The sequence below is a fragment of the Pseudogulbenkiania sp. FW507-F1 genome (assembly GCF_058781125.1).
Genome location: NZ_JBYSWM010000001.1, coordinates 242186 through 265994, shown reverse-complemented (window position 1 = coordinate 265994; position 23809 = coordinate 242186). Strand labels below are relative to the sequence as shown.

22 protein-coding genes are annotated in these 23809 nt (G+C 68.5%); 17 read left to right on the top strand and 5 right to left on the bottom strand.

What is annotated here, in order from left to right; genetic code table 11:
• Window positions 1-71 precede the first annotated feature (71 nt).
• The 9 genes from rplU (at window position 72) to AC3WG5_RS01220 (ending at window position 9595) form a co-directional block, all read left to right on the top strand.
• On the top strand, window positions 72-383 hold the full coding sequence (rplU, locus tag AC3WG5_RS01260; RefSeq protein ID WP_008952321.1) for a 50S ribosomal protein L21: 312 nt from the start codon (window positions 72-74) through the stop codon (window positions 381-383).
• A gap of 13 nt (window positions 384-396) precedes the next feature.
• Window positions 397-672 carry a 50S ribosomal protein L27 gene (gene rpmA, locus AC3WG5_RS01255; protein WP_008952322.1) on the top strand — a complete coding sequence of 92 codons (276 nt, stop codon included), beginning with the start codon at window positions 397-399 and terminating at the stop codon, window positions 670-672.
• 129 nt (window positions 673-801) lie between these two features.
• Window positions 802-1968 carry a GTPase ObgE gene (obgE, locus tag AC3WG5_RS01250; RefSeq protein ID WP_014088499.1) on the top strand — a complete coding sequence of 389 codons (1167 nt, stop codon included), beginning with the start codon at window positions 802-804 and terminating at the stop codon, window positions 1966-1968.
• A gap of 30 nt (window positions 1969-1998) precedes the next feature.
• Window positions 1999-3291: a hypothetical protein gene (locus tag AC3WG5_RS01245; RefSeq protein ID WP_492567501.1), complete on the top strand. Its 1293-nt coding sequence runs from the start codon at window positions 1999-2001 to the stop codon at window positions 3289-3291.
• A gap of 3 nt (window positions 3292-3294) precedes the next feature.
• Window positions 3295-4050, top strand: coding sequence for a hypothetical protein (locus tag AC3WG5_RS01240; RefSeq protein WP_492567500.1), 756 nt, complete (start codon window positions 3295-3297; stop codon window positions 4048-4050).
• Window positions 4050-6863, top strand: coding sequence for an ATP-binding protein (locus tag AC3WG5_RS01235; RefSeq protein WP_492567499.1), 2814 nt, complete (start codon window positions 4050-4052; stop codon window positions 6861-6863). Before AC3WG5_RS01240 ends, AC3WG5_RS01235 begins: the two co-directional genes overlap by 1 nt.
• A 127-nt stretch (window positions 6864-6990) precedes the next feature.
• Window positions 6991-8214 carry a DUF2399 domain-containing protein gene (locus AC3WG5_RS01230; protein ID WP_492567498.1) on the top strand — a complete coding sequence of 408 codons (1224 nt, stop codon included), beginning with the start codon at window positions 6991-6993 and terminating at the stop codon, window positions 8212-8214.
• A 56-nt stretch (window positions 8215-8270) separates the two neighbouring features.
• On the top strand, window positions 8271-9170 hold the full coding sequence (locus tag AC3WG5_RS01225; RefSeq protein ID WP_492567497.1) for a DMT family transporter: 900 nt from the start codon (window positions 8271-8273) through the stop codon (window positions 9168-9170).
• A 29-nt stretch (window positions 9171-9199) separates the two neighbouring features.
• On the top strand, window positions 9200-9595 hold the full coding sequence (locus AC3WG5_RS01220) for a carboxymuconolactone decarboxylase family protein (RefSeq protein WP_014088493.1): 396 nt from the start codon (window positions 9200-9202) through the stop codon (window positions 9593-9595).
• Between the two features lie 66 nt (window positions 9596-9661).
• On the opposite strand, the gene AC3WG5_RS01215 is transcribed toward AC3WG5_RS01220, so the two are convergent.
• Window positions 9662-11305 (bottom strand): APC family permease, encoded by a 1644-nt coding sequence (locus AC3WG5_RS01215; RefSeq protein WP_492567496.1) that lies wholly within the window; start codon window positions 11303-11305, stop codon window positions 9662-9664.
• 357 nt (window positions 11306-11662) lie between these two features.
• On the opposite strand from AC3WG5_RS01215, the gene tpx reads away from it, so the two are divergent.
• Window positions 11663-12160 carry a thiol peroxidase gene (gene tpx / locus AC3WG5_RS01210; protein ID WP_492567495.1) on the top strand — a complete coding sequence of 166 codons (498 nt, stop codon included), beginning with the start codon at window positions 11663-11665 and terminating at the stop codon, window positions 12158-12160.
• Window positions 12161-12225: 65 nt separating this feature from the next.
• Here the strand turns inward: tpx and AC3WG5_RS01205 are convergent, their stop codons facing one another.
• The gene (locus tag AC3WG5_RS01205) at window positions 12226-13872 is read right to left on the bottom strand and encodes a methyl-accepting chemotaxis protein (protein WP_492567494.1); all 1647 of its coding nucleotides are present in this window, start codon (window positions 13870-13872) and stop codon (window positions 12226-12228) included.
• A 148-nt stretch (window positions 13873-14020) separates the two neighbouring features.
• Between AC3WG5_RS01205 and AC3WG5_RS01200 the strand changes: the two genes are divergently transcribed.
• The 3 genes from AC3WG5_RS01200 to AC3WG5_RS01190 all read left to right on the top strand — a co-directional run bounded on the left by AC3WG5_RS01200 (window position 14021) and on the right by AC3WG5_RS01190 (window position 16134).
• Entirely contained in the window at window positions 14021-14443 is a 423-nt protein-coding gene (locus tag AC3WG5_RS01200; protein WP_492567493.1) for a hypothetical protein, read from the top strand.
• Window positions 14444-14563: 120 nt separating this feature from the next.
• Window positions 14564-15028 carry a hypothetical protein gene (locus AC3WG5_RS01195; protein ID WP_008952334.1) on the top strand — a complete coding sequence of 155 codons (465 nt, stop codon included), beginning with the start codon at window positions 14564-14566 and terminating at the stop codon, window positions 15026-15028.
• A 101-nt stretch (window positions 15029-15129) separates the two neighbouring features.
• Window positions 15130-16134, top strand: coding sequence for a YVTN family beta-propeller repeat protein (locus AC3WG5_RS01190; protein WP_492567492.1), 1005 nt, complete (start codon window positions 15130-15132; stop codon window positions 16132-16134).
• Here the strand turns inward: AC3WG5_RS01190 and AC3WG5_RS01185 are convergent.
• The gene (locus tag AC3WG5_RS01185; protein ID WP_008952336.1) at window positions 16131-16694 is read right to left on the bottom strand and encodes a gamma carbonic anhydrase family protein; all 564 of its coding nucleotides are present in this window, start codon (window positions 16692-16694) and stop codon (window positions 16131-16133) included. The two genes, AC3WG5_RS01190 and AC3WG5_RS01185, sit on opposite strands and share 4 nt — an antisense overlap.
• 211 nt (window positions 16695-16905) lie before the next feature.
• Here AC3WG5_RS01185 and AC3WG5_RS01180 point away from each other — a divergent pair, with 211 nt between their 5' ends.
• The 4 genes from AC3WG5_RS01180 (at window position 16906) to AC3WG5_RS01165 (ending at window position 22893) form a co-directional block, all read left to right on the top strand.
• Window positions 16906-18945: a M3 family metallopeptidase gene (locus AC3WG5_RS01180; RefSeq protein WP_492567491.1), complete on the top strand. Its 2040-nt coding sequence runs from the start codon at window positions 16906-16908 to the stop codon at window positions 18943-18945.
• A 395-nt stretch (window positions 18946-19340) separates the two neighbouring features.
• A complete protein-coding gene (locus AC3WG5_RS01175; protein ID WP_492567490.1) occupies window positions 19341-20960 on the top strand; it encodes a phosphoethanolamine transferase in 1620 nt (539 codons plus the stop codon).
• 83 nt (window positions 20961-21043) lie between these two features.
• Window positions 21044-21817, top strand: coding sequence for an exodeoxyribonuclease III (gene xth, locus AC3WG5_RS01170; RefSeq protein WP_492567489.1), 774 nt, complete (start codon window positions 21044-21046; stop codon window positions 21815-21817).
• 236 nt (window positions 21818-22053) lie between these two features.
• Window positions 22054-22893, top strand: a complete 840-nt coding sequence (locus tag AC3WG5_RS01165) for an isocitrate lyase/PEP mutase family protein (protein WP_492567488.1) — start codon at window positions 22054-22056, stop codon at window positions 22891-22893.
• Between the two features lie 49 nt (window positions 22894-22942).
• Here the strand turns inward: AC3WG5_RS01165 and AC3WG5_RS01160 are convergent, their stop codons facing one another.
• Both AC3WG5_RS01160 and AC3WG5_RS01155 read right to left on the bottom strand, forming a co-directional pair.
• Window positions 22943-23371 carry an EVE domain-containing protein gene (locus AC3WG5_RS01160; protein ID WP_492567487.1) on the bottom strand — a complete coding sequence of 143 codons (429 nt, stop codon included), beginning with the start codon at window positions 23369-23371 and terminating at the stop codon, window positions 22943-22945.
• The gene (locus AC3WG5_RS01155; RefSeq protein WP_492567486.1) at window positions 23371-23742 is read right to left on the bottom strand and encodes a VOC family protein; all 372 of its coding nucleotides are present in this window, start codon (window positions 23740-23742) and stop codon (window positions 23371-23373) included. The genes AC3WG5_RS01160 and AC3WG5_RS01155 overlap by 1 nt, the downstream gene beginning before the upstream one ends.
• Window positions 23743-23809 lie beyond the last annotated feature (67 nt).

The following is a 23809-nucleotide window of genomic DNA, read 5'->3' as shown; positions in this document are numbered from 1 at the left end:
ATGATTCCCGGCTTCCTGTGTCGGGCGTGCCTGGTGCAGGAATTTGGATTCCCTATTCAGGAGCTAAGCGAATGTATGCGGTCGTAAAAACTGGTGGCAAGCAGTACAAAGTTGCCGTCGGCGAAAAACTTAAAGTAGAACAGATACCTGCAGACGTCGACAGCCAAATCGTACTTGAAGAAGTGCTGATGATTGCTGACGGTGAACAGGTTGTTGTGGGCACTCCGCGTGTTGCTGGCGCGACCGTGAAGGCGACCGTGGTCGCTCATGGCCGTGGCGAGAAGATCCGCATCTTCAAGATGCGTCGTCGTAAGCACTACCAGAAACACCAGGGTCACCGTCAGAACTACACCGAAATCCGCATCGACGAGATTTCCAAGTAAGGAGTAAACAGTCATGGCACACAAGAAAGCAGGCGGTAGCTCCCGCAACGGTCGTGACTCCGAAGCCAAACGCCTGGGCGTTAAGGTTTACGGCAGCGAACTGATTCCGGCCGGTTCCATCATCGTGCGTCAGCGCGGCACCAAGTTCCACGCTGGCGAAAACGTCGGCATGGGCAAGGACCACACCCTGTTCGCCAAGGTCGATGGCTATGTAGAGTTCACCACCAAGGGTGCTCTGAGCCGCAAGACCGTGAACGTGGTTCCGTACACCGGTGTAGACGGCGAGTAATCGTCAGCTACCGGTTAAAAGCCCTATCCTGGCGATAGGGCTTTTTTGTTTTTTCACGAGGCGTGAGGCGTGAGCGGCTGGCCGCGGCCGTTGACGCCTGACTCCTCACTGGACTTATCTGGAGGACCCATGAAGTTTATCGATGAAGCCCGTATTGAAGTGATCGCCGGCAAGGGCGGCAATGGCGCGGCCAGCTTCCGCCGCGAGAAGTTCGTGCCGTTCGGCGGGCCGGATGGCGGCGACGGCGGCAAGGGCGGCAGCGTGTACGCGGTGGCCGACGAGAACGTCAACACCCTGGTGGAGTACCGCTTCGTCAAGAAATACCTGGCGCAGCACGGCGAGAAGGGGCACGGCGCCGATTGCTACGGCAAGGGCGGCGACGACATCGAGCTGAAAATGCCGGTGGGCACGGTGATCATCGACTCCGATACCGACGAGGTGGTGGCCGACCTGGCGCGTCACGGCGAGCGCGTGATGCTGGCGCGCGGCGGCAAGGGCGGTTTGGGCAACATCCACTTCAAGTCGTCGACCAACCGCGCCCCGCGCCAGTGCACGCCGGGCGAGGAGGGTGAGCGCCGCAACCTGCGCCTCGAGCTGAAGGTGCTGGCCGACGTCGGCCTGTTGGGCATGCCCAACGCCGGCAAGTCGACCTTCATCCGCGCGGTGTCCGCCGCCAAGCCCAAGGTGGCGGACTATCCGTTCACCACGCTGCACCCCAACCTGGGCGTGGTGCGCATGAAGGATACGCGCAGCTTCGTCATCGCCGACATTCCCGGCCTGATCGAAGGGGCGGCGGAAGGCGCCGGCCTCGGCCACCGCTTCCTCAAGCACCTCTCCCGCACCGGCCTGTTGCTGCACGTGGTGGATATCGCCCCGTTCGACCCCGAGGTCGACCCGGTGCGCGAAGCGCATGCCATCGTCGAGGAACTGAAGAAGTACGACGAGGAGCTGTACAACAAGCCGCGCTGGCTGGTGCTGAACAAGGTCGACATGCTGGCGGAGGACGAGCGCGAGGAGCGCATCGCCGCCTTCCTCGAGGCCTTCGGTTGGCCGAAACAGCAGCCCAACGACGAGTTCGAGTTCGACATGGGGGCGCCGCGCGTGTTCACCGTGTCGGCGCTGACCGGCGAGGGTACGCAGGCGGTGACCTACGCCATGATGGAATACATCGAGCGCGTGCGGCAGGCCGAGCGCGCCGCCGCCGAGCTGGCCGAACAGCGCGAAGCCGAAGCCAAGGCCGCGGCCAAGGCGGCGCGCCAGAACGTGATCACCCGCACCGCGGGCGTTGACGAGTAATCCCTCCGCTCGGACAATCCGGTTTTTGTCATGACCGGATTGTCCGTGCACTCGCTTTCCGATTTCTTCCAGCCCGGCATCGATCCGGACGGCCTGTCCTCGGTCAATCGCCTGACCGCCGCCTGGCCCTATCTTTCCGTCTTCATCACGCTGTTTCGCGGCGGCGACGAAGAAGTGCTGCTGCGTCTCCTGGTGCTGCGCGAGCTGGGCAACCGCGCCGATGCGCCGCTGTGGACCCCGGCCGAGATTGCCCAGCGCTTCGCCTACCTCAATCCGACCAAGCTCGACACCATTCTGAAGCGCCTGCGCGAGGGCGAGCTCTTGGTGTGGGAGTCCGACGGCGGCCGCTACCAGCTCTCCGAGGGCGCGCGCGTGGCGCTGGCGGCGCTGGCCACCATGATCGACTTCGCCGGCGACGACGTGGAACTGGGCTATCTGACCAGCCAGGTCGCCGCCGGGCAGGCGGTGGGGCAGGTGTCGGACGAGGCGCTACGCCACCTCCTGGCGCGGCTCAACGAGCTGTACGCCGAGTTCGAGGCGGCGCTGGAGTCGCAGTCGGAGTTCCGCATCCGCGCCGCGCAGCATCGCCTCGACGCGGTGTGGCGCTGGGTGGCCAAATCGACCGAGGTGGTGCGCCGCCTCACCGCCGACGACACGCTGGACCTGGCCACGCTGAACCAGGCGCAGGCCATCGCGTTGGCGCAAAGCCGTATGCTGGCGCTGGCCGGCACCTTCGAGCGGCGGCTGGCGCAGTTGGCAGCGCAGCGCGTGCACCTGGGCAACTCCGGCCTGACCTCGACCGATATCGCCGACTGGCTGCGCCGCCGGCAGGTCGGCCAGCTGGCGACGCAGTTGGCCGGTTGCCTGTCGATCTGCCCGGAGCCGGCCTTCCTCGCCACCCCGGAGCTGGCCGACGTGGCCGAGTTCGAGCTGCTGGCGCGCGAGCGCGCCAAGGCCGGTGTGGCGGTGCTGCCGGGCGCCGAGGCCGCGCCGCTGGCCGACGCGCCGGAGGTGGAACGCCTGTTCGCCGCCGAGGCGATGTACGACGAGCTGCTGCAGCTGGGGCTGGAACTGGGCGAGAGCGGGGCGGCCGAGCTGCCGATCGCGCGCGCGGTGCTGGCCGACAGCTACAACGAGACCGCCTACCGTCTGTCGCTGCTGTCGCTGCTCGGCGACCCGGAAAGCCGCGGCGACGCCGGCATCGTCGCCGCGCTGGCCAAGCTGCCGCTGCAGCTGGCCGGCGGCGATGCCGTCATCGAACCCGATCACCCGGAAGTGGCCGCGCTGTCCGACGCGCGGCTGCGGCCCCACACCCCGAACTGAGCCATGGAACTGGAACTCAAGACCCTCACCGCGCGCCTGTTGGCGCAGCGTGTGCTGCCGCGTACCGATGCGCTGGCGCGCCGCGCCCTGCTCGACGAGAACTTCCGCAGCGAGCTGGACCGCCGTCTCGCCGACGTCGGTCTGCGCCTGGTGGAAAACCCCTACGCCGAACACGTCGCGGTGGCGCTGCTGCCGGAGATGACCGAGCCGGTGTTCGGCTCGGGCGAGGCCTGGCTCAACAACAATCTCGGCCTGCCGCGCGATGGCGTGGCCCTGCTGGTGATCCTGTGGGCGCTGATCGTGCTGCCCAAGCGCGAGCGCCAGATCGCCCGCGTCGAGGCCGGGCGCGAGAGCCAGCACGACATGTTCGGCACGCACAAGCCGCTGGAAACCGGCGAGGCCGTGTCGACCGGGGTGTCGGAGGAGGCGCTCTACGCCGATTTCGGCAAGGCGCTGGGCGGCCGCACCCGCTTCAACGCCAACCTCGGCCGCCTGGTCAACCTGGGTTTCGTGGTGCGCCGTAACAAGTGGCTGGACGAGGGGCCGCTCTTGGACCTGATGATCGACTACGCCCAGCTCGCGCCGCGCATCATCGACGGCGCGCTAGCCGAGGTGCTGCGCCAGCGCGAGGGGCGCGCGGCGCTGGCCGACAAGGCGCTGGAATCCGCTACTTCGGCCAACCTTGAGGCCGACACGTTGGCCGAAGACCCCGCCGCGGCCGGTGACGGCCCGTTGTTCGAGCAAGAGGAGACGCGCTGATGTTCCAGATGAAAGCGGTGGAAATGGTGCACTGGGACTTCTGGCAGCGGCTGACGGTGCCGCTCGACGCCCAGATCGTCACCATCATCGGCCCCAACGGCTCGGGCAAGACCACCTTGCTCGACGCGATGCGCACGCTGCTGGCGATCAAATGCTCCGGCAAGCGCGACTACAAGCGCTACGTGCGCAACAACCGCGAGGCCTTCGCCTACCTGCGCGGGGTGGTCGACAACCCGCGCCGCCCCTCCGGCGGGCTCTACCCGACGCCGTTCTTCCCCATCGTCAGCGACACCGTGACGCTGCTGTGCCGCATCAAGAAGCAGGGCGGCGACTGGGTGCGCCACTACGCCATCCTCGACGGCGACGTGGCGTTGGAGTTGGCCGAAGGCCAGGCGCAGTGGCTCGGGGTGCAGGAATACCGCCGCCGCCTCGAAGCGGCCGGGCTGACCCCGGCGGTGGCCGAAGTGCTGGCGCTGGAGCAGGGCGATACCGACAAGCTCACCGAGTACAGCCCGCGCCAGTTGCTCGACCTCGTCTTTCAGGTCTTCGGCGACAAGGACGTGCTCGACAACTACCAGCGCGCGCGCGAGGAACAGCGCGCCACCGAGCTGGAGCTGGAGGCGCTGACGCGCCAGGAAGAGCTGCTGGAAGGGCGCGTCGAAACCATGAAGACGCGCGCCAACCGCCACCTGGAGTGGCGCCAGCTGCAGCACAGCATCGCCCGCCTGCGCGACGAGGCGCTGCCGGTGCTGGGCTACCTCGACGGCAGGGCGTCGTTCGCCGGCTTGTGGCGCGGTTACCGCAACGGCTACCACGCGCTGAACCGGGCGCGCGGCGAGCACGCCGACACGCTGGAACTGGTGGCGCGGCTCAAGGCCGCCGAGGTCGCCGCCGACGCCGCGCGCGGCGCCGCGGAAAGCGCCCGCCAGGCGGCGCAGGACGCCTTCATGACGGCCAAGTCCGAGCATGCCGGCGTGGCCGGCCAGCTCAAGGAGCGCGACCGCCTGCAGGCGCTGGCCGGCAAGGAATATGGTGCCGACGCGGCGGCGCTGGCGGCGCAACTGGCCGGCCTGCGCGACCGTGCCGACACGCTGAAGGACGGCCTGCGCGCGCTCAAGCAGCAGCGTGAGGACAAATCGCAGCAGCTCGAGGCGCTCGAGCTGGGACGCGGCCGTGCCCCGGACGAGGTGCGCCACTTCCGCGCCGCGCTCGACGAGGCCGGTATCGGCCACGCCATGTTGTCCGAACTGGTCGAGGTCACCGATGCGCGCTGGCAGGGCGCGGTCGAGGCGCTGCTCAGGCCCTACCGCCACGTGGTGCTGCTGGACGACCCTGCCGACCGCCGCGCCGCCTGGCAGCTGGGCGAGCGCCAGCGCTACCGCCACTTCATCGTGCCGGAGCGCGCCAGCTCGCCGGCGGCCAAGCCGGGCAGCCTGCTCGAGGTGGTGCGTTTCTCGGCCAAGGCGCCGGACTGGCTCTACCGCCAGATGAACAGCGTGACGCGCGTCGAGGATGCCAGTGCCGGGGCGGAGGTGGACGGCGACTGGATCACCCGCGACGGCTACTTCCGCGAACGGCGTGGCGCGCGTCACATCGGCGTCGCCCCGCACGACTTCGCCTTCGGCGAGGCGGCGCGCCAGTCGCGCCTCTTGGCGCTGCGCGACGAGCTGAAGCGGCTCAACGTGCAGATCCTCGCCGACGAGGAGCAACTGGTGGCGGCGACGCGCGAGGCGGCCGGCCTGGCCGACTACCTGTCTGGCATGGACGCGATCCGCCAGCTCGACGGCCGCGCCGAGGAGTTCGCCGCGCTGGAGGCGCGCAAGGCCTCGCTGGAGGCGGAAATCGCCCGCCTCGGCGCCGTGCTGGCCGAGGCCGCTGCCGAGAAGAGCGCGGCCGACACCCGCTACGGCGACGCCCGCCTGGCGCACGATCGCGTGTGCCAGCGCGAGCAGGACAGCCTCGCCGCCTACCGCCAGCAGCGTCAGGAGGTGGACGGCGCGCGCCGCCAGCTGCGCCGCCTGTTGGCCGAACTGCGCGAGGGTGCGGCGCGACTGCCCGACGGCGCGCTGGCGCCGGAGCACATCGCCGCGCTGGAAGACGAGTTCGACGGCGCCGCCGACGCGCGCCACCAGCTCAACTATCTGGAAGAACGGCTGGGCAACGGCGAGTGGGAGACCGACGACGCCGTGCTGCAGCTCAAGGACAAGCTGGTCGACGACCTGGCGCAGATCGATCACGAACGCCGCCGTCGCCAGGCCGAGGTCGACCGTTCGCGCGAGCTCACCGACGACGCCCGCGCCGCCTACATCGGCAAGTTGCGCGCCACGGTGCGCGCCTACGGCCAGAACGTGCGTCGGCTCGGCGAACTGGCCGGCATCGGCGTCGAGGTCGAGCTGCCGCAGCTCGCCAACGACGACGCGGTGCTGGCGCAGGCCGGCCTGGTGCTGAAGTTCAACTTCGACCAGAAGGGCATGATGGGCATGAACGACGGCGAGGCGTCCGGCGGCCAGCAGGTGATGAAGTCGCTGATCCTGCTCATCGCGCTGATGATGGACGAGGCCAACCCGTCCGGCTTCGTGTTCATCGACGAGCCGTTCGCGCACCTCGACATCTTCAACATCGACCGCGTCGCCGGCTTCCTCAAGGCCACCGAGGCGCAGTACCTGATCACCACGCCCAACACCCACAACGTCAACATCTTCGCGCCGTCCGAGCTGACCCTGGCGACGCGCAAGAAGCGTCCGGGCGAAACCTGGGCGCCGCCGATCCTGCAGGCGCGGCGGCGGGTGGAGGGCGCGGAACCGGCGCCGTGACAGGTTCTGAGCTCGCGCCCCGGCGTGCTGGCCACGCCCGGGGCGGCCGATTTTTTTGCCGGGCGGCGGAAACCGTCGCCGCCCGCCCGGTCTATTCCTTTCCACCCCTCCGTTTCCGGAATCGCCCATGTCCCGCTGGCTCGCCCTGATCGACCCCGACCACGTCGCCCGCACCCCGCTCGGCGTGCGTGGCCACAACCTGCTGTTGACGCCGCGCGGCGAGCCGCGCCCGGTGCTGCTCGGCGCCGAGGAGGCGCTGCTGATCGGCACCTGGCTCGGCTCGCGCGCGAGCCGGGTGCGCTGGAGCACGCTGCTGGCCGCCACAGCCAACCCGGGGTTGGCCGAAGACCTGCTGCGCCGCCTGCTGGAGGCGGGCTGGTGCGAGATCGAGCTGCACGCCGAAGCCGGCCTGCGCCAGTCGCCGCTGCAACCGTTCTGGGTGAGTTGGCGCGACATGTACGGGCTGCGCAGCCTGGCCGGGCTGGTCGATCCGCGCGAGCAGGCCGAGACGGTGGCGCTGTGGCGCGGCTGGCAGCCGCACAACGCCGAGCTGGCGGGACTTGCCGACAGCCTGGGCAGCCGCCTGCCGACCTCGACGCTGGAGCGCCGCCTCAAGCTGGCGCAGGCGCTGGACGCCTGGCTCAGCGCCGGGCAGTGGGGCAGCGAGCGCCAGTTCTCGCAGCACGCCTTCGGCCGCAGCAAGGCGTTCAACGCTGGCGACCGTGACTGGCTCGCCGGCCACGGCATCGAGCTGGAAGCCTGCGGCATCTCTGCGCACACCCCGCACCTGTTCCTGTCCGGGCCGCTGACGCTGGTGGCCGGCGCCGAGCCGTTGGCTTCGGCCAACCTGCTGGGCCAGGGCGTGGCGCTGGCGCCGGAGGCGCTGCTGGCGGTGACGGCGCTGCAGGGCAGCGTGCGCGGGGTGCGCGTGGTGCAGAACCTGAGCGTGTTCGAGGGGCTGACGCGCGCGGCGCAGCCCTTCCTCACCGTGTGGGTGCCGGGCTACCCGCACCGGCGCTGGTGCGCGGCGGTGGGCCACCTGCTGGCGCTGCTGCGTCTGCCGCTGCAGGTGGCGTGCGACCTCGACCCGGCCGGCATCGCCATCGCGCTGCAGGTCGGCGCCGTGGCGGAGCAGGCCGGCTGCGCCTGGCAGCCGTGGAAGATGGAGGCCGAGGCGCTGACGCTGGCCAACGGCGCGCAGCCCCTGACCGAGCAGGACGCGGTGCGGCTGGCGCGGCTGGAGGGCGGCACGCTGCCGCCGCCCCTGGCGAAGTTGGCCGAAGCGATCCGGGAGCGGCAGCACAAGGTCGAGCAGGAAGGACTGTTCCTCGAGCGCGGCTCAGAGGTCTGAGCGCCGACGGTGACGGGGGCTTGCCAGCCGCAGGGGGAGCATGGCATGGTCATGCGATGACCACCCGCTCTTCCCCCTCGTTCGCCTACCTGTCGCTGACGTTGGCCCCGTTGTTCTGGGCCGGCAATTTCGTGTTGGCGCGCGCCATGCACGCCAGCGTCGCGCCCATGACCCTGTCCTTCGTGCGCTGGAGCATCGCCTTGTTGCTGCTGCTGCCGTTCGGCCTGCGCCCGGCCTGGAACCAGCGTGCGCTGTGGCTGCCGCACTGGCGCCGCATCCTGCTGCTCGGTCTGTTGGGGGTGGGCGGCTTCAACTCGCTGGTTTACCTCGGTTTGCAGAGCACCACCGCCACCAACGCGGTGCTGATGAATTCCTTCATCCCCATCCTGATCGTGATCTTCGGCGCGCTGGGCTTCGGTCTCCGGCTCACCCTGCGCCAGGCGGGCGCCATCGCGGTGTCGTTTCTCGGCGTGCTGGCGATCGTCGCGCACGGCGAGCCGGCACGGCTCTTGGAGCTCGACATCAACCATGGCGACGCCATCGTGTTCTGCGCGATGGTCGTCTGGGCGCTCTACACCCTGCTGCTGCGCGGCCTGCCGGCGGGGCTCGACCGCATCGGCATCCTCACCGTGCTGGTGGCGGTCGGGCTCACCGGCATCGCGCCGCTGTTCGCCGCCGAGCTGGCGAGCGGGCGCACCACCCCGCTCAATGCCGCCACCCTGGCCACCTTCCTTTACGTCGGCACCTTGCCCTCGGTGGCGGCGTACTACTGCTACAACTACGGCGTGGCCCAGGTCGGCGCGGCGCGGGCCGGCACCTTCATTCACCTGATGCCGGCGTTCGGCGCACTGCTGTCGCTGCTGTTTCTCGGCGAGGCGATCCGCGTCTACCACGTGGCGGGCATCGCGGCGATCCTGGCCGGCGTGCTGCTGTCCACCCGCTTTGCCAAGAGCTGAGCACCACTATATACAAGGAGAACTTCGCGATGAGCGAACAAGACCGTGACAATGGCCGGGCGATGCGCACCCGGGTGATGGGCGAAGCCTTCGTCGAGCGGGCGATGGACAAGCTCGACGGCTTCTCGCGCCCGGTGCAGGACTGGATCAACGAACACGCCTGGGGCAGCACCTGGCAGCGCGAGGGCATCGACCTCAAGACGCGCAGCCTGGTCACCTGCGCCATGCTGGCCGCGTTGGGCCGCAGCCACGAGCTGAAAGGCCACGTGCGCGGCGCCCTCAACAACGGCGCCAGCCTGGTGGAGCTGCGCGAGGTGCTGCTGCATTCCGCCGTCTACGCCGGCGCCCCGGCCATGCTCGAGGCGGTGCGCGCGGCGCGCGAGGTGCTGGCCGAGCTCGGGCTGGAACTGCCCGACGACCAGTAGCCCGGACGGCAAAACGGCCAGCGAAGCTGGCCGTTTTGCTATGACAGGCTTGTCAAACGGAGGAGATCAGGCGCTCTGCCCGGCCAGGCGGCCGGCGCGTTTGCTCTCCTGCGACGCTTCGTGCATCGCCGCCACCGCGGCGGCGTCATGCTCCTGCTCCAGGTAGCGGGTGCGCCAGCCGCTGTTGACGCCCCAGGCGTAGAAGCCCAGTGCCATCAGCGCCACCACCGCCATGTCCACGCCGTACGGCAGCAGGCCGATACCGCCGAAGTCGGTGCTGCCGACGTAGGACAGCAGCGCCAGCGCCGGCAGGTACAGCACCATCCACAGCGCGCCCTTCACCTCACGGCCGAAGTCCGGCCAGCCGGCCTTTGCCTGGTACCAGAAGTACACCGGCAGCGCCGCCACGATCAGGAAGATGATCTGGCCGGTCAGCGGCCAGCGCGCCCAGTACAGCACCAGCGAGGCGCAGACGAAGGCGAACGGCGCGATCAGCTTCAGGCCGGCCAGGCGCAGCGGGCGCGGCAGGTCCGGCGCGGCGCGGCGCAGCGAGGCCGCGCTGATCGGGCCGGTCAGGTAGGAGATCACCGTGGCCACCGAGATCACCGCCGCCAGCGTGCCCCAGCCACGGAAGAAGAACAGGAACACGAACGACACCGCCAGGTTGAACCACATCGCCGCGCGCGGGATGCGGTAGAGCGGGTGGATGTGGCCGAACAGCGCCGGCATGGTGCCGTTCTTCTGCATGCCGTAGATCATGCGCGAGGTGGTGGCCATGTAGGTGGCGCCGGTGCCGCTCGGGCTGACGAAAGCGTCGAAGTAGAGCGTCATCACCAGCCAGTTCAGGCCGACCGCCAGCGCCAGCTGCGCGAACGGCGAGCTGAAGTCGATGCCCTGCCAGCCGTGCGCCAGGTCGGCCGGGGTCAGCGCGCCGAGGAAGGCGACCTGCAAGAGCACGTAGATCACCGCCGCCAGCAGGATCGAGCCGATCACGCCGAACGGGATGCTCTTGCCCGGGTTGCGCGCCTCGCCGGCCAGGTTGATCGGGCTCTGGAAGCCGTTGAAGCTGAACACGATGCCGCTGGTGGCCACCGCCGTCATCACGCTGGCCCAGCCGAACGGGGCGAAGCCGCCCGGCGTGGCGCTGCCCAGGTTGCCGCTGTGGAAGCCGCTGCCGATCAGCGCCAGCGCGGTGAGCGCCGGCACCACCAGCTTGAACACGGTGATGGCGCTGTTGGCCTTGGCGAACAGCTTCACCCCCCAGTAGTTGAGCAGGAAGTACACCACCACCAGCACCGCGGCGATGCCGAGGCCGGTCGGATTCAGCTCGCCGTGCTGGTACAGTGCCTGCGCCCACGGCCACGGCCACGAGCTCATGTACTGCACCGAGGCCTCGGCCTCGATCGGGATCACCGCGACGATGGCGATCCAGTTGGCCCAGGCGGCGATGAAGCCGAGCAGCGAGCCGTGCGAATAGCGCGCGTAGCGCACCATGCCGCCGGATTCCGGGAACATCGCCCCCAGTTCGGCGTAGCTCAGGGCGATCGACAGAATGATGACCATGCCGACGAGCCAGGCCACGATGGCGGCCGGCCCGGCGATCTGCGCCGCGTGCGCGGCACCGAACAGCCAGCCGGAGCCGATGATGGAGCCGAGGCCGGTCAGCATCAGGGCGATCGGGCCGATATGGCGGGAATGCTGGTGATTCAAGGGAAGACTCTCCTGTCTGTGTGTTGGGAAGGGGCCGTGGTACGGCTCCGTCATGCGCCCGGATCGTGGCCGGTTTCTTGTAGGTCTGCCTTGGATGAAAGTCCGGCACTGTAGAGCGGCGCCGTCCTGAGTTCTGTAACGATATGTACAGCCGGGTGTCATGAAAATGATCGAAATCATCCCCATACCCAGTGAAAGGGGCGGGAGTATGCCAGCTTGGGCAGGGATTTTCCATCCGGAAAATAGGCTATTTACGTCGGGCCGCAGTGCCGACCTTGTTGCCGGCGGGGTTGAAATCCTGGCGTGTTCCCCCACACTTACGGGATTCGTCCACCCAACTCTTCGAGGATGCACACCATGGCAACCGTAACCCTGCGCGGCAACCCGGTCGACGTCGCCGGCCAACTCCCGGCCCAAGGCGCCAGCGCCGCCGACTTCACCCTGACCGCGGCCGACCTGTCCGAAGTCAGCCTGGCGTCCTTTGCCGGCAAGAAGAAAATCCTCAACATCTTCCCGAGCATCGACACCCCGACCTGCGCCATGTCGGTGCGCAAGTTCAACGAGAAGGCCGCCGGCCGCGACAACACCGTGGTGCTGTGCATCTCGGCCGACCTGCCGTTCGCGCAGAAGCGCTTCTGCGGCGCCGAAGGCATCGACAATGTCACCACCCTGTCCACCTTCCGCCACCCGGAATTCGCCGAGGCGCTGGGCGTGAAGCTGGCCAGCGGCCCGCTCGCCGGCCTGACCGCGCGCGCGGTGGTGGTGCTGGACGAGAACAACGCCGTGCTGCACAGCGAGCTGGTGGCCGAGATCGGCAGCGAGCCCAACTACGACGCGGCGCTGGCCGCGCTGTAAGCCGGTTCGAGGCAACAAAAAAACGGGGCGATGATTCGCCCCGTTTTTTTGTTGCCGCCGTCGTTTCAGCCGGCCAGGTAGGCCGGTTGCGCCGTCGCCAGGGCGGCGTCCGGCTGGGGCGTGTCCGCCCGTCGGTCCAGGCGGAACCAGGCCAGGTTCTGGTTGAGTTCCCGCGCGGCACCGGAGAGTTGCTCCATGGCCGGAGTGATTTCCTGCATCTGGCGGTTGATGCCGGCGGCGAGCTCGGCCACTTCCTGGCCCGACTGGCGGATCTGCTGGCTGGTCTGGCCCTGTTCCTCGGTGGCCTGGCCGATGTCGTTCATCAGCTGGTTGACCTCGGCGAGTGCCTGGTCGACGGCGAGCAGGGCGCTGCCCAGCGTCTGCTGCGCCGCGGTGTTCTCGGCGCTGGCGCCGCGCGCCTCGTCCATGGTCTGCTGCAGGGTGTGGGTGGCCCTTTCGACCTGCTGCAGCGTGGTGAAGATGCGCGTGGTGGCGTCCGAGGTGCGTTCCGACAGCTTGCGCACTTCATCCGCCACCACGGCGAAGCCGCGTCCGGCCTCGCCGGCGCGCGCCGCTTCGATGGCGGCGTTGAGCGCCAGCAGATTGGTCTGCTCGGCGATGTCGCGGATCAGCGTGCTGATCTGCGAGATGTCGCCGATCGACTGGCGCAGCGCCTGCATGTCGGCCAGCGCGTGCTGGATGCGCTCGGCCAGCAGGGTCATGGCCTCGGCGCTGGCGGCGCCGACGCGGCGCGCGTCCTCGGTGCGGCTGGCGGCGTCCTGGGTGCCGAGGCCGGCGTGGCTGACGTGGCGCGCGATGTTGGCCGAAGCCTCGGCGATCAGCCCCACCGCGAGCCGGCTGTCCTCGCTCTTGGCGGCCTGCAGCCGGGTTTCCTCTTCCACCTGCGCGGTCAGCAGCCGCACCTGGCGGCTGTGCCGCTCGCCGCTCTGGGCATTGTCGTGCACCGCCCGGATCAGTTTGCCCAGCTGGTCGAGAAAACGGTTGATGCGGGCCGATGCCTGCGCCAGCTCGTCCTTGCCGTGCGCCGGCAGGCGCACCCCGAGGTCGCCTTCGCCGAGGCGGTCGGCCGCCTGCGCCATGGCGCCGAGCTGGCGCTTGAGGTGGCGCGCCAGCGCCAGCTGGATCAGCACCACCAGGGCACTCGCCAGCGCCATCGGCCCCAGCACCATGATCGCCAGTTCGCCCAGCGCATTCTGCATGCGCGCCTCTTCCCCGCCGAGCGCCTGCTGTTCGCCTTGCAAGCGGGCGTCGATCAGCTCGACCAGCGGCACGATGTGCAGCTGGTAGGCCTGCTCGGGGATCGACAGCGCGTCCTGCGGCGCGGTCTCGGCGATGGTGATGGCGTTCTTCAGGTTCTTGGCGAATTCGCCCCAGTGCTTGTCCAGCGCCGCGCCGACGGCCTGACGCTGGGCGGCGGGCAGGGCGGGGACAATGCGCTGGCGCAAGCGCGACACATTGGCCTCGATGCCGGCCAGGCGCTGCGGGGTGTCCGGCAGCAGCGGGTCGGCGCGCGCCAGCGACAGCACTGCGGCCTTCAGTTCGTTGAGGTTGGCCGAAAGCGCCTGGCGTTCGCGGTAGTGCTCGAACTGGCGGGTCAGGGAGGTGAGCTGGTAGCCGGCCAGCGCCAGTACCAGGATCAGGCTGGCGACGCTGAACAGCACCGTCAGCCACAAGCGTTTCACGAGGGTCATGGGGGAGCGCCGCAATGATAGACGACTGAGTCTAGCGTGCCTGTATGACACGACCATGACGGCCCCCGCGGTCCCCCCTTGATCTGCCGCAATGATTATCGGCGCCACGCCTGCTAGGCTGAAAACAGTCCTCCGCCAAGGCGACGACATGCTCTTCCTGCGAAAACACCTGCTCCTGCTGTGCGGCCTGCTGGCCGCGCTATGGCTGTTTTCGCTCTCGGCGGGCATGCTGGGCGAGTGTTTCGCCCCGCAGCCGGCGGCATCGGCCAGCGCGGCGACGCCGCAGCTGGCGACGGCGCACCCGCACCATGCCCAGCTTGCCGTTCCTGCCGCCCCGGACGCCGGCGCACGCGTGGCCTGTGCCAAGCACTGCGAGGACAGCCTCGGCGGTGTGCTGAAGCCGCCAGCCTCCGATCTCTTCCAGCTCGGCATGCTGATCCTGGTGCTGTGTAGCGTGATGCGCCTTGCCAGCCTGCCGCTGGCGATGCCCGCCCGGCGCCTTGCCGATGCCCAGGTCACCATCGTCGGCGATCCACCGCCCACCATCCGTTTCCACCGCTTCAATAACTAGCCTGCCGTTTCACCGTCCTTCCCGCCTCAGGGCCGGGAGGCGCACGGCCGTCCAATCCGTCCGGGCCGGTCACGGTGCGCAAGCCCTGCTGTTTCCCCGACATCACTCAGGAGTCACACCATGAAGAAGATCATTGTCGTTGCCGCCTCGACCCTCCTGCCGCTCGTGGCCGGCACCGCCTGGGCCAACGAAACCCATCATCCGGCCGACGCCGCGCCGGCGGCGAGCCAGCGTATCTTGCTGGCGGCCAAAGCGCCCGACGCCCCCAAGCCCCCGGCGGCCCAGGGGCCGTCGTTCCGCCTGATGGACGAGCACATGAAGCGGATGCAGGACATGCACGAGCGGATGCTGGCCGCCAAGACGCCCGAGGAACGCCAGAAGCTGATGGATGAGCAGGCCAAGCTGATGCAGGAGGGCATGGGCATGATGAAGGACATGGGCGGCATGATGGGGCCGCGCGGCGGCATGGGCATGATGGGCGATCAGACGGGCAACACCATGATGATGAAGCGCATGGACATGATGCAGATGATGATGCAGATGATGATGGACCGCGAGAACGTGCGCATGCCGCCGCGGCCGTAATCCGTCCGAAGTCGCCGCTGCTGCGGCAGTCAGGCCGGGGTCTGCCGTGGCAGGCCCCTGCCTGTCCCCTGTTCCTTTACCGTCTTGCCGGAGTCTCAAGCATGCTTTTCCCCCGACTCACCCTGCTGGCCGGCGCGCTGCTGCTGGCCAGCGCCATCAGCCAGGCCGCGCCGAGCGGCACCGTGTTCACCGCCAACGAACGCGGTAGCTCGATCAGCGCGGTGCACCTGGCCGACGGCGCCACCCGCACCGTTGCGCTCGACATCGCGCCGCACAACGTGCAGGTCACGCCCGACGGGCAATGGCTGCTGGCGGTGGGCATGAGCGCCCACGCCGGCCATCACGCCGCGGCGGGCGACGCCGGCCAGCTGCTGGTGTTCGACATCGCCGATCTGGAGCGGCCGGCCTTCGTGCTGCCGGCCGGCAGCCACCCGGCGCACGTGGTGAGCGACGCGGCGGGCCGGCTCGCCTTCGTCAGCGATTCCGGCGCCAACGCCGTGCTGGTGTTCGACCTCGCCAGCCGCGCCCGGGTCGGCGCGATCCCGACCGGGCGTTACCCGCACGGCCTGCGCCTGAGCCCGGACGGCAAGGAGCTGTACGTCGCCAACATGAAGGACGACAGCGTGTCGGTGATCGACGTTGCCAAGCAGGAAGAGACGGCGCGCATCGCGGTGGGACGCGCCCCGGTGCAGGTCGGCTTTGCCCCGGATGGGAAGCAGGTCTACGTCTCGCTCAGCGCGGAAAACAAGGTGGGCGTGATCGACCGGGCGCAGCGCCGGCTGCTCGGCAAGGTCGCGGTCGGCCGCCTGCCGGTGCAGCTGATCGCCACGCCCGACGGGCGCCAGCTCTACGTCGCCAACCAGGGCACGGCGGAGTCCCCGGACAACCGGGTGTCGGTGATCGACCCGGCCACGCGCCGGCTCCTCGCCACCATCCAGGTCGGGCGCGGGGCGCACGGCGTGGCCATGAGCCAGGACGGCGGCTACGCCTTCGTCAGCCATCTCGAGGACGGCACCTTCTCGGTGATCGACACCGCCAGCCGGAAGGTAGTGGCCACCCATCCCGTCGGGGAGGGGCCGAACGGCATCAGCTACAGCCCGCGTTAGCCGGCTTCGCCATCGGCCTCGTCCAGCGCCTGCTGGTGTTTCACCGCCAGGCGCTGGTAGTGCTCGGCCGAGTACTTCAGGAAGGCGATTTCCTTGTCGCTGAGGCGGCGCACCTGCTTCACCGGGTTGCCCAGATAGAGATGGCCCGACTCCAGCACCTTGCCCGGCGGCACCAGGCTGCCGGCGCCGATCATCACCTGGTGCTGGATCACCGCGCGGTCGAGCACGGTGCTGCCGATGCCCACCAGCACCTCGTCGCCGATGGTGCAGCCGTGCAGCGTGACGTGGTGGCCGATGGTGACGTTGTCGCCGATCACCAGCGGTGCGCCCAGCGGGTCCTCGTCGCGCTTGTGGCTGACGTGCAGCATGGCGAAGTCCTGCACGTTGCTGCCCTCGCCGATATGGATGCTGTTGACGTCGCCGCGGATCACCGCGCACGGCCAGACCGAGGCGCGTTCGCCCAGCGTCACCTCGCCGATCACCACGGCGGAGGGGTCGACGAAACAGGAATCGGGAACCTGCGGGGTGTGGCCGTCGTAGCGGCGGATATTGCGATTCATCGGAACGTCCTCATCTAAAAACCATCATTATGATACAGGGGCTCCTCGCAAAACCTCAGCTTCCGTGCACGATCCGGCGCGCATGGACCGTTTCGGCATGGCATGTCCTTGATGGGACAGGCGAAACGGTCCGTGGAGGGCGTTGCCGGCCGGCACGGCGGAGGCGCTGTCGAGGAGTCCATCAGCCGAACCGTCCAAGGATGCCATTCCCATGAGCCAGAATCCGCTGCTCGATTTCTCCGGTCTGCCCCGTTTTGCCGAGATCACCCCCGCCCACATCACCCCGGCCGTCGAGGCCTTGCTGGCCGAGGCGCGCGCCACCGTGGCGCGGCTCACGGCTCAGAGTGCCGCGCCGAGCTGGGACAACTTCGTCGAACCGCTGACCGACGCCACCGAGAAACTGTCGCGCACCTGGGGCGTGGTGGGCCACCTCAACGCCGTGGTCAACACGCCGGAACTGCGCGAAGCCTACAACGCCAACATCCCGGCGGTGTCGGCGTTCTGGACCGAACTGGGGCAGAACCTGGCGCTGTTCGCGCGCTTCAAGGCCTTGGCCGAACAACCGGAGTACGCCGGCTACAACGCCGCCAAGAAGAAGATCATCGCCAACGACCTGCGCGACTTCCGCCTGTCGGGCGCCGAGCTGCCGGAGGCCGAGAAGACCCGCTTCGCCGCGATCCAGACCCGCCTCGCCGAGCTGTCGGCGCAGTTCGAGCAGCACGTGCTCGACGCCACCGACGCCTTCAGCCTGCGGGTGGCAGACAAGGCCGAGCTCTCCGGCCTGCCGGAAGATGTGATCGCGATGCTGGCCGAGATGGCCAAGGCCGAGGGCGAAGAAGGCTACAAGCTCAACCTGCAGTTCCCCTGCTATCTGCCGGTGATGCAGTACGCGGACAACCGCGAGCTGCGCCGCCAGCTCTACGACGCCTACGTGATGCGCGCCTCCGAGTTCGGCCCGGCCGAGCTCGACAACACCCCGGTGATCCGCGAGAAGCTGCAGCTGGCGCGCGAAGAGGCGCACCTGCTGGGCTTCGCCAGCTTCGGCGAGCTGTCGCTGGCCACCAAGATGGCCGAGACCCCGGAGCAGGTGGTGGACTTCCTGCGCGATCTGGCGCAGCGCGCCAAGCCGTTCGCGCTGCGCGACCGCGTCGAGCTGGAGGCCTTCGCGCGCGAGCAATTGGGGATGGAGACGCTGGAGGCCTGGGACCTCGCCTACGTCGCCGAGAAGCTGCGCGTGGCGCGTTACGCCTTCTCCGACCAGGAAGTGAAGCAGTATTTCCCGGAACAGCGCGTGCTGGCCGGGCTGTTCGGCGTGGTCGACACGCTGTACGGGGTGACGGTGCAGGAAAGCCAGGCGCCGACCTGGCACAAGGACGTGCGCTTCTTCGACATCGTCAAGGACGGCGCCGTGGTCGGCAGCTTCTACTTCGACCTCTACGCGCGTGAAGGCAAGCGCTCCGGCGCCTGGATGGACGACGCGCGCGGCCGCCGCGTGCGCCACGGCGCACTGCAGACCCCGGTGGCCTACCTCACCTGCAACTTCAGCCGCCCGGTCGGCGATAAGCCGGCGCTGTTCACCCACGACGAGGTCACCACGCTATTCCACGAGTTCGGCCATGGCCTGCATCACATGCTGACCCAGGTGGACGAGCTGGGCGTGGCCGGCATCAACGGCGTGGAGTGGGACGCGGTGGAACTGCCTTCGCAGTTCATGGAAAACTTCTGCTGGGAATGGGACGTGCTGCAGGGCATGACCGCCCACGTCGAGACCGGTGCGCCGCTGCCGCGTGAGCTGTTCGACAAGATGCTCGCCGCCAAGAACTTCCAGAGCGGCATGCAGACCGTGCGCCAGCTCGAGTTCGCGTTGTTCGACATGCTGCTCTACACCGCCTTCGACGCCGAGCACGGCAACTGGCTGGAACTGCTCGGCAAGGTGCGCGAGGAGGTGGCGGTGAACTTCCCGCCGGAATACAACCGCTTCCCCAACAGCTTCGGCCACATCTTCGCCGGCGGCTACGCGGCGGGCTACTACAGCTACAAGTGGGCGGAGGTGCTGTCGGCCGACGCCTACGCCGCGTTCGAGGAGGCGGGCGGCGCCAACCCGGACACCGGGCGCCGCTTCTGGAACGAAATCCTCGCCGTGGGCGGTTCGCGTCCGGCGCTGGAGTCGTTCCGCGCCTTCCGCGGCCGCGACCCGCAGATCGACGCGCTGCTGCGCCATTCCGGCATGGTCGAGATCGCGCCGGTCTGACGTACACCGACGCCCGCTGAGGGCATGATCAGGCGAGGGCGTACGCGCCCTCGTTTATTTCGTCCGCCGCGCGGCGGCGGCTGTCCTGGTCGCGGCACGGCTCCCGCCGCCGTTCCGTGCGCCCGGCCCCGGAACCGCCGCGCCGCGGCCGACTCTAAGCTAGGCTCTCAGGGCAACCGGAGCAGCAAGCGACCAGACCCTGGCCCTGTCTGCGGACAGGGTTGGCGTGTCTGTTGGCCCCCGTCGTGGCGGGGGCTTTTTTGTGGCGATCGTACACGCCATCCCCCTGATAAATAGGGGGTATTTGTACCAAGACGGCCGAGGTGCGTTAGTATGGCGGCTTTCCGGGTGCCCCGGGCACCCTACGATTCCTCTACTTGCTGAATAAAGATCGCATGTTCCTGTTTCGACCCCTGCGCCCCGAGCGCATGACGCTGTTGCTTTCGCTGGCGCTGATCGTGTTCTACAACGTGCCGTTCTGGCACGAGATGGGCCGCATCACCGCCGGCCTGGGCGGGCACGGCCCGGTGCTGCTGGCGGAAGCCTTCGTGTTGCTGCTGGCGTTCTTCAACCTGGTGCTGGCGCTCCTGGCCTGGCCCTACGTGTTCAAGCCGGTGATGACGCTGCTGCTGGTGTGCACGGCCTTCGTCACGTACTTCATGAACCAGTACGGCATCATGGTCGACATGCACATGATCCAGAACGTGTTCCAGACCGATCCGGCGGAAACGCGCGACCTGCTCACCGTCAAGATGGGCCTGTTCGCGCTCGGGCTGGGCGTGCTGCCGGCGCTGTGGCTGTGGAAGACCCCGATCGCCTACCGCCCGCCGCTGCGCGAGCTGGGGGTGCGGCTGGTGACGCTGCTGGTGAGCGTGGCGGTGCTGCTGGGGGTGGTGTTCTTCGCCTACCAGGATTTCGCCTCGCTGTTCCGCAACAACCGCCAGCTGCGCCTGATCGTCACGCCGAGCAACTACATCCAGGCCACCAATAGCTACCTGCACCACGTCGCCGACAGCGGCCCCGTGGTGGTGACGCCGCTCGGCACCGACGCCAAGAAGGCGCCGTCCTGGGCCGCGCATCAGCGCAAGACGGTGCTGGTGGTGGTGGTGGGCGAGACCGCGCGCGCCGACCACTTCGCGCTCAACGGCTACCCGCGCGATACCAACCCGCAGCTTGCCAAGCAGGCCGGGCTGCTGAATTTCACCAACGTGCATTCCTGCGGTACCGAAACCGCGGTGTCGGTGCCGTGCATGTTCTCCGGCATGGGGCGTGAAAAGTATTCCGGCGACGCCGCCTCCAAGCGTGAGAACCTGCTCGACGTGCTCAAGCACGCCGGCTTCGACATCCTGTGGCGCGACAACAATTCCGGCTGCAAGGGCGTGTGCAACCGCGTCGCCTACGAAGACCTGTCCAACCTCAAGACGCCGGGCTTGTGCGACGACGGCGAGTGCTACGATGACGTGCTGCTCGACGGCCTCAAGGAGCGCCTGCAGAACCTGCAGCACGACAGCGTGATCGTGCTGCACCAGAAGGGCAGCCACGGCCCGGCCTACTACAAGCGCTACCCCAAGAGCTTCGAGCAGTTCACCCCGGTGTGCCGCACCAGCGAGCTGAGCCAGTGCAGCCAGCAGGACATCGTCAACGGCTTCGACAACACCATCCGCTACACCGACCACGTGCTGTCCGGCCTGATCGACTTGCTGCGTGCCGACGCTGGGGTCAACAGCGGCATGATCTACCTCTCCGACCACGGCGAATCGCTGGGTGAGAACAACGTCTACCTGCACGGCATGCCCTACCTGTTCGCCCCTGAGGCGCAGAAGCACATCCCGGCAGTGATGTGGTTCTCCGACGGCTTCCAGAAGGAACTGGGCGTCAACGCCCGCTGCCTGGCGGCGAAGAAGGACCAGGCCTGGTCGCAGGACAACCTGTTCCACTCGGTGCTGGGGGTGCTGGGGGTGCAGACCCAGGTCTACGACGCCAAGCTGGACCTGTTCCAGAGCTGCAAGGGCTAGGTCCGTGCCAAAAAAGGTTGGCCGAAGCCCGTGCCAGCGGTTACCTTTGCCCTCCCGATGATTGACTGGAGAACACCTTGCCGATGCGTTTAGCCACCTGGAACGTTAACTCGCTCAAAGTGCGCCTGCCGCAGGTGCTGCAGTGGCTGGCCGAGACCCCGGTCGACGTGCTGTGCCTGCAGGAACTGAAGATGGACCAGGACGCCTTCCCGCTGGCCGACATCGAGGCCGCCGGCTACCGCGCCGCCTGGCTGGGCCAGAAGACCTACAACGGCGTCGCCATCCTGGTGCGCGACGGCCACAGCCTGGACGACGTGGTGCCGGGCATTCCCGGCTACGACGACGAGCAGCGCCGCGTCATTGCCGCCACCGTCGGCGGCGTGCGCGTGATCTGCGCCTATTTCGTCAACGGCGAGGCGGTCGATTCGCCCAAGTACCCGTACAAGCTGGCCTGGCTCGCCGAGCTGGAGCGCTACGTGGCCGACGAACTGACGCGCCACCCGTTCCTCGCGCTGCTGGGCGACTACAACATCGCGCCGGACGACCGCGACGTGTACGACCCGGACGCGTGGAAGGACAAGGTGCTGTGCTCGGTGCCCGAGCGCGACGCCTTCCGCCGCCTCATCGGCCTCGGCCTGAGCGACTCGTTCCGCCTGTTCAACCAGGACGAGAAGCAGTACAGCTGGTGGGACTACCGCGCCATGATGTTCCGCCGCAACCTCGGCCTGCGCATCGACCACATCCTGATCAGCGACGCGCTAAAGGCGCGCGCCACCGAGTGCGTCATCGACAAGGCCCCGCGCAAGTGGGAGCGCCCGTCCGACCACACCCCGGTGGTGCTGACGCTGGCGGACTGAGGCTTCGGCCAACGTTGCGACCCGAAACGGCCCGTCTGGGCCGTTTGGTTTTTCCGGGGTGGATATGGGATCTGCTCTCGTCGGCAGGCGGCACCGGATTCTTCTGTCATGAAGTGCGCTGTGGCATGCTGCGACGCAGGGAAGAGCGCGTCATCCCCGCCATGGGGGCACGATCCGCATGCGCCTCTTGCCCTGTCCCAACCGTGTCCGGGCCGACGCCCGATGAGGAGAAGCCCATGGATCAACGCCACAAGGCCCGGCTTTTCAAGGAACTGCATCGCCGCAGCGGCGCCTTCCTGATGCCGAACGCCTGGGATGCCGGCAGTGCCCGCCTGCTTTCGTCGCTCGGGTTTCCCGCCATCGCCACCACCAGCGCCGGCATCGCGTTTTCCCTGGGGCTGCCCGACTACGCCGGGGCGGTCAGCCGCGAGGCGATGCTGGAACGCGTGGGCCAGATCGCCGCGGCCGTCGACCTTCCCGTCAGCGCCGATCTCGAGGCGGGCTACGGCGTCGAGCCGGAACAGGTCGGCGAGACCATCCGCCAGGCCATCGCCGTGGGGGCCGTTGGCGGGAACATCGAGGACTTTACCGGCGAGCCGAGCGCGCCGCTGTTCGACCTCGCCCGGGCCGCCGAGCGCATCCGGGCCGCCCGTGAAGCGGCCGATGCTTCGGGCCTGCCCTTTACGCTCACGGCGCGGACCGACTGTTATCTGGCGGGGGTCGATAATCCCTTCGCCGCCGCGGTGGAACGCGCCAACCGCTACCGCGAAGCCGGAGCCGACTGCCTGTTCGTGCCTGGCGTCTCCGATCCGGACGTGATCGCGGCCTTGGTGCAGGCCATCGACGGCCCGCTCACCGTCGTCATGGGCCTGTCCGGCTCGGCGCTCTCCGCCAGCCAGTTGGCGGCGTTGGGCGTCAGGAGAATCACCATCGGCGGCAGTCTGGCGCGAGCGACGTACGGCCTTATCCGGCAGGCGGCGGTCGAGATGAAGGAGCAGGGCAGCTTCTCGTTTGCGGACCGACAAATCCCGGATGGGGAGCTGTGCCGGTTCTTCGCCTCGTTCCCGCCCATCTGACCCTGTCAACACAAGCAGGGTGGGCATGCCGAGCTCCCCACTCTGGGATTCACTCCGCCAAAACCGCCCCCATCGCCGCCGCGATGAGCCGCAGATCGGGCTCGGCAAGCTCGACGAGCCCGAAGCGGAACGGGTAGCCCCAGTTGCGCTTGCCCGCCGAAAACGCCAGTCGATCGAGCAGCGGCATGATCGGGACCTCTTGCGCGGCGAGCCAGCGGACGTCGCGCCGGAACGGCAGAAAGCCGTCGCCCATGTCCACCTGATACGGCTCGCCGTCCCGCACCGTGCCGATCGCCGTGAATGCCCTGAGCGGGGTGCTGCCGCCGAAGTGCTCGGTGGGCGAATAATAGACCACCCAATCGCCCGGACGGAGGCGGCGCAACGGTGCGGCCTTGCCGTGGCACACCTGCATGAAGCCCTCGGCACGGCCCCGGCGGACATGCTCGGCGGAGGCGACGGCGATCCAGCAGCGGCGCATCACGGTGCGCTCGGGGCGAACACGCGCAGCCGGTGCCCGTCGGGATCGAGGGCGACGAAGGTATAGCCGAAGTCCATGCGGACCGGCGCTTGCAGAATCTCGAGTCCGCGCCCGCTCCATTCGGCATGGCGGGCGTCGACGGCCTCGTCGCCGCTCACCGCGAAGGCCAGCTCGGTGCCACCGCCACCGGTGTTGGCGGCAGGCTCCACGGTGTGTTTCGACCACAGCCCGAACTTGGCGCCGGATGCGAAGGCGAACAGCGCGAACGTGGGGGAGTCCTCGACGGGCTGACGGTCGAACAATGCGGCGTAGAACGCGGCGCTCGCGGCGGGGTTGTCGACGTACAGGATCACAAAGTTGGGGTGCATCATGGCGGTTCTCCGAAGGTCTGCGACAAGGCCGTCGCCGGCGAACCATTCGCGCGGCACGGGCCTGTTG

Excerpts from the sequence above, each read along its gene's own strand:
- rplU (WP_008952321.1), top strand. The coding sequence starts at position 72 with ATGTATGCGGTCGTAAAAACTGGTGGCAAGCAGTACAAAGTTGCCGTC.
- rpmA (WP_008952322.1), top strand. The coding sequence starts at position 397 with ATGGCACACAAGAAAGCAGGCGGTAGCTCCCGCAACGGTCGTGACTCC.
- obgE (WP_014088499.1), top strand. The coding sequence starts at position 802 with ATGAAGTTTATCGATGAAGCCCGTATTGAAGTGATCGCCGGCAAGGGC.
- AC3WG5_RS01245 (WP_492567501.1), top strand. The coding sequence starts at position 1,999 with ATGACCGGATTGTCCGTGCACTCGCTTTCCGATTTCTTCCAGCCCGGC.
- AC3WG5_RS01240 (WP_492567500.1), top strand. The coding sequence starts at position 3,295 with ATGGAACTGGAACTCAAGACCCTCACCGCGCGCCTGTTGGCGCAGCGT.
- AC3WG5_RS01235 (WP_492567499.1), top strand. The coding sequence starts at position 4,050 with ATGTTCCAGATGAAAGCGGTGGAAATGGTGCACTGGGACTTCTGGCAG.
- AC3WG5_RS01230 (WP_492567498.1), top strand. The coding sequence starts at position 6,991 with ATGTCCCGCTGGCTCGCCCTGATCGACCCCGACCACGTCGCCCGCACC.
- AC3WG5_RS01225 (WP_492567497.1), top strand. The coding sequence starts at position 8,271 with ATGACCACCCGCTCTTCCCCCTCGTTCGCCTACCTGTCGCTGACGTTG.
- AC3WG5_RS01220 (WP_014088493.1), top strand. The coding sequence starts at position 9,200 with ATGAGCGAACAAGACCGTGACAATGGCCGGGCGATGCGCACCCGGGTG.
- tpx (WP_492567495.1), top strand. The coding sequence starts at position 11,663 with ATGGCAACCGTAACCCTGCGCGGCAACCCGGTCGACGTCGCCGGCCAA.
- AC3WG5_RS01205 (WP_492567494.1), bottom strand. The coding sequence starts at position 13,872 with ATGACCCTCGTGAAACGCTTGTGGCTGACGGTGCTGTTCAGCGTCGCC.
- AC3WG5_RS01200 (WP_492567493.1), top strand. The coding sequence starts at position 14,021 with ATGCTCTTCCTGCGAAAACACCTGCTCCTGCTGTGCGGCCTGCTGGCC.
- AC3WG5_RS01195 (WP_008952334.1), top strand. The coding sequence starts at position 14,564 with ATGAAGAAGATCATTGTCGTTGCCGCCTCGACCCTCCTGCCGCTCGTG.
- AC3WG5_RS01190 (WP_492567492.1), top strand. The coding sequence starts at position 15,130 with ATGCTTTTCCCCCGACTCACCCTGCTGGCCGGCGCGCTGCTGCTGGCC.
- AC3WG5_RS01185 (WP_008952336.1), bottom strand. The coding sequence starts at position 16,694 with ATGAATCGCAATATCCGCCGCTACGACGGCCACACCCCGCAGGTTCCC.
- AC3WG5_RS01180 (WP_492567491.1), top strand. The coding sequence starts at position 16,906 with ATGAGCCAGAATCCGCTGCTCGATTTCTCCGGTCTGCCCCGTTTTGCC.
- AC3WG5_RS01175 (WP_492567490.1), top strand. The coding sequence starts at position 19,341 with ATGTTCCTGTTTCGACCCCTGCGCCCCGAGCGCATGACGCTGTTGCTT.
- xth (WP_492567489.1), top strand. The coding sequence starts at position 21,044 with ATGCGTTTAGCCACCTGGAACGTTAACTCGCTCAAAGTGCGCCTGCCG.
- AC3WG5_RS01165 (WP_492567488.1), top strand. The coding sequence starts at position 22,054 with ATGGATCAACGCCACAAGGCCCGGCTTTTCAAGGAACTGCATCGCCGC.
- AC3WG5_RS01160 (WP_492567487.1), bottom strand. The coding sequence starts at position 23,371 with ATGCGCCGCTGCTGGATCGCCGTCGCCTCCGCCGAGCATGTCCGCCGG.
- AC3WG5_RS01155 (WP_492567486.1), bottom strand. The coding sequence starts at position 23,742 with ATGATGCACCCCAACTTTGTGATCCTGTACGTCGACAACCCCGCCGCG.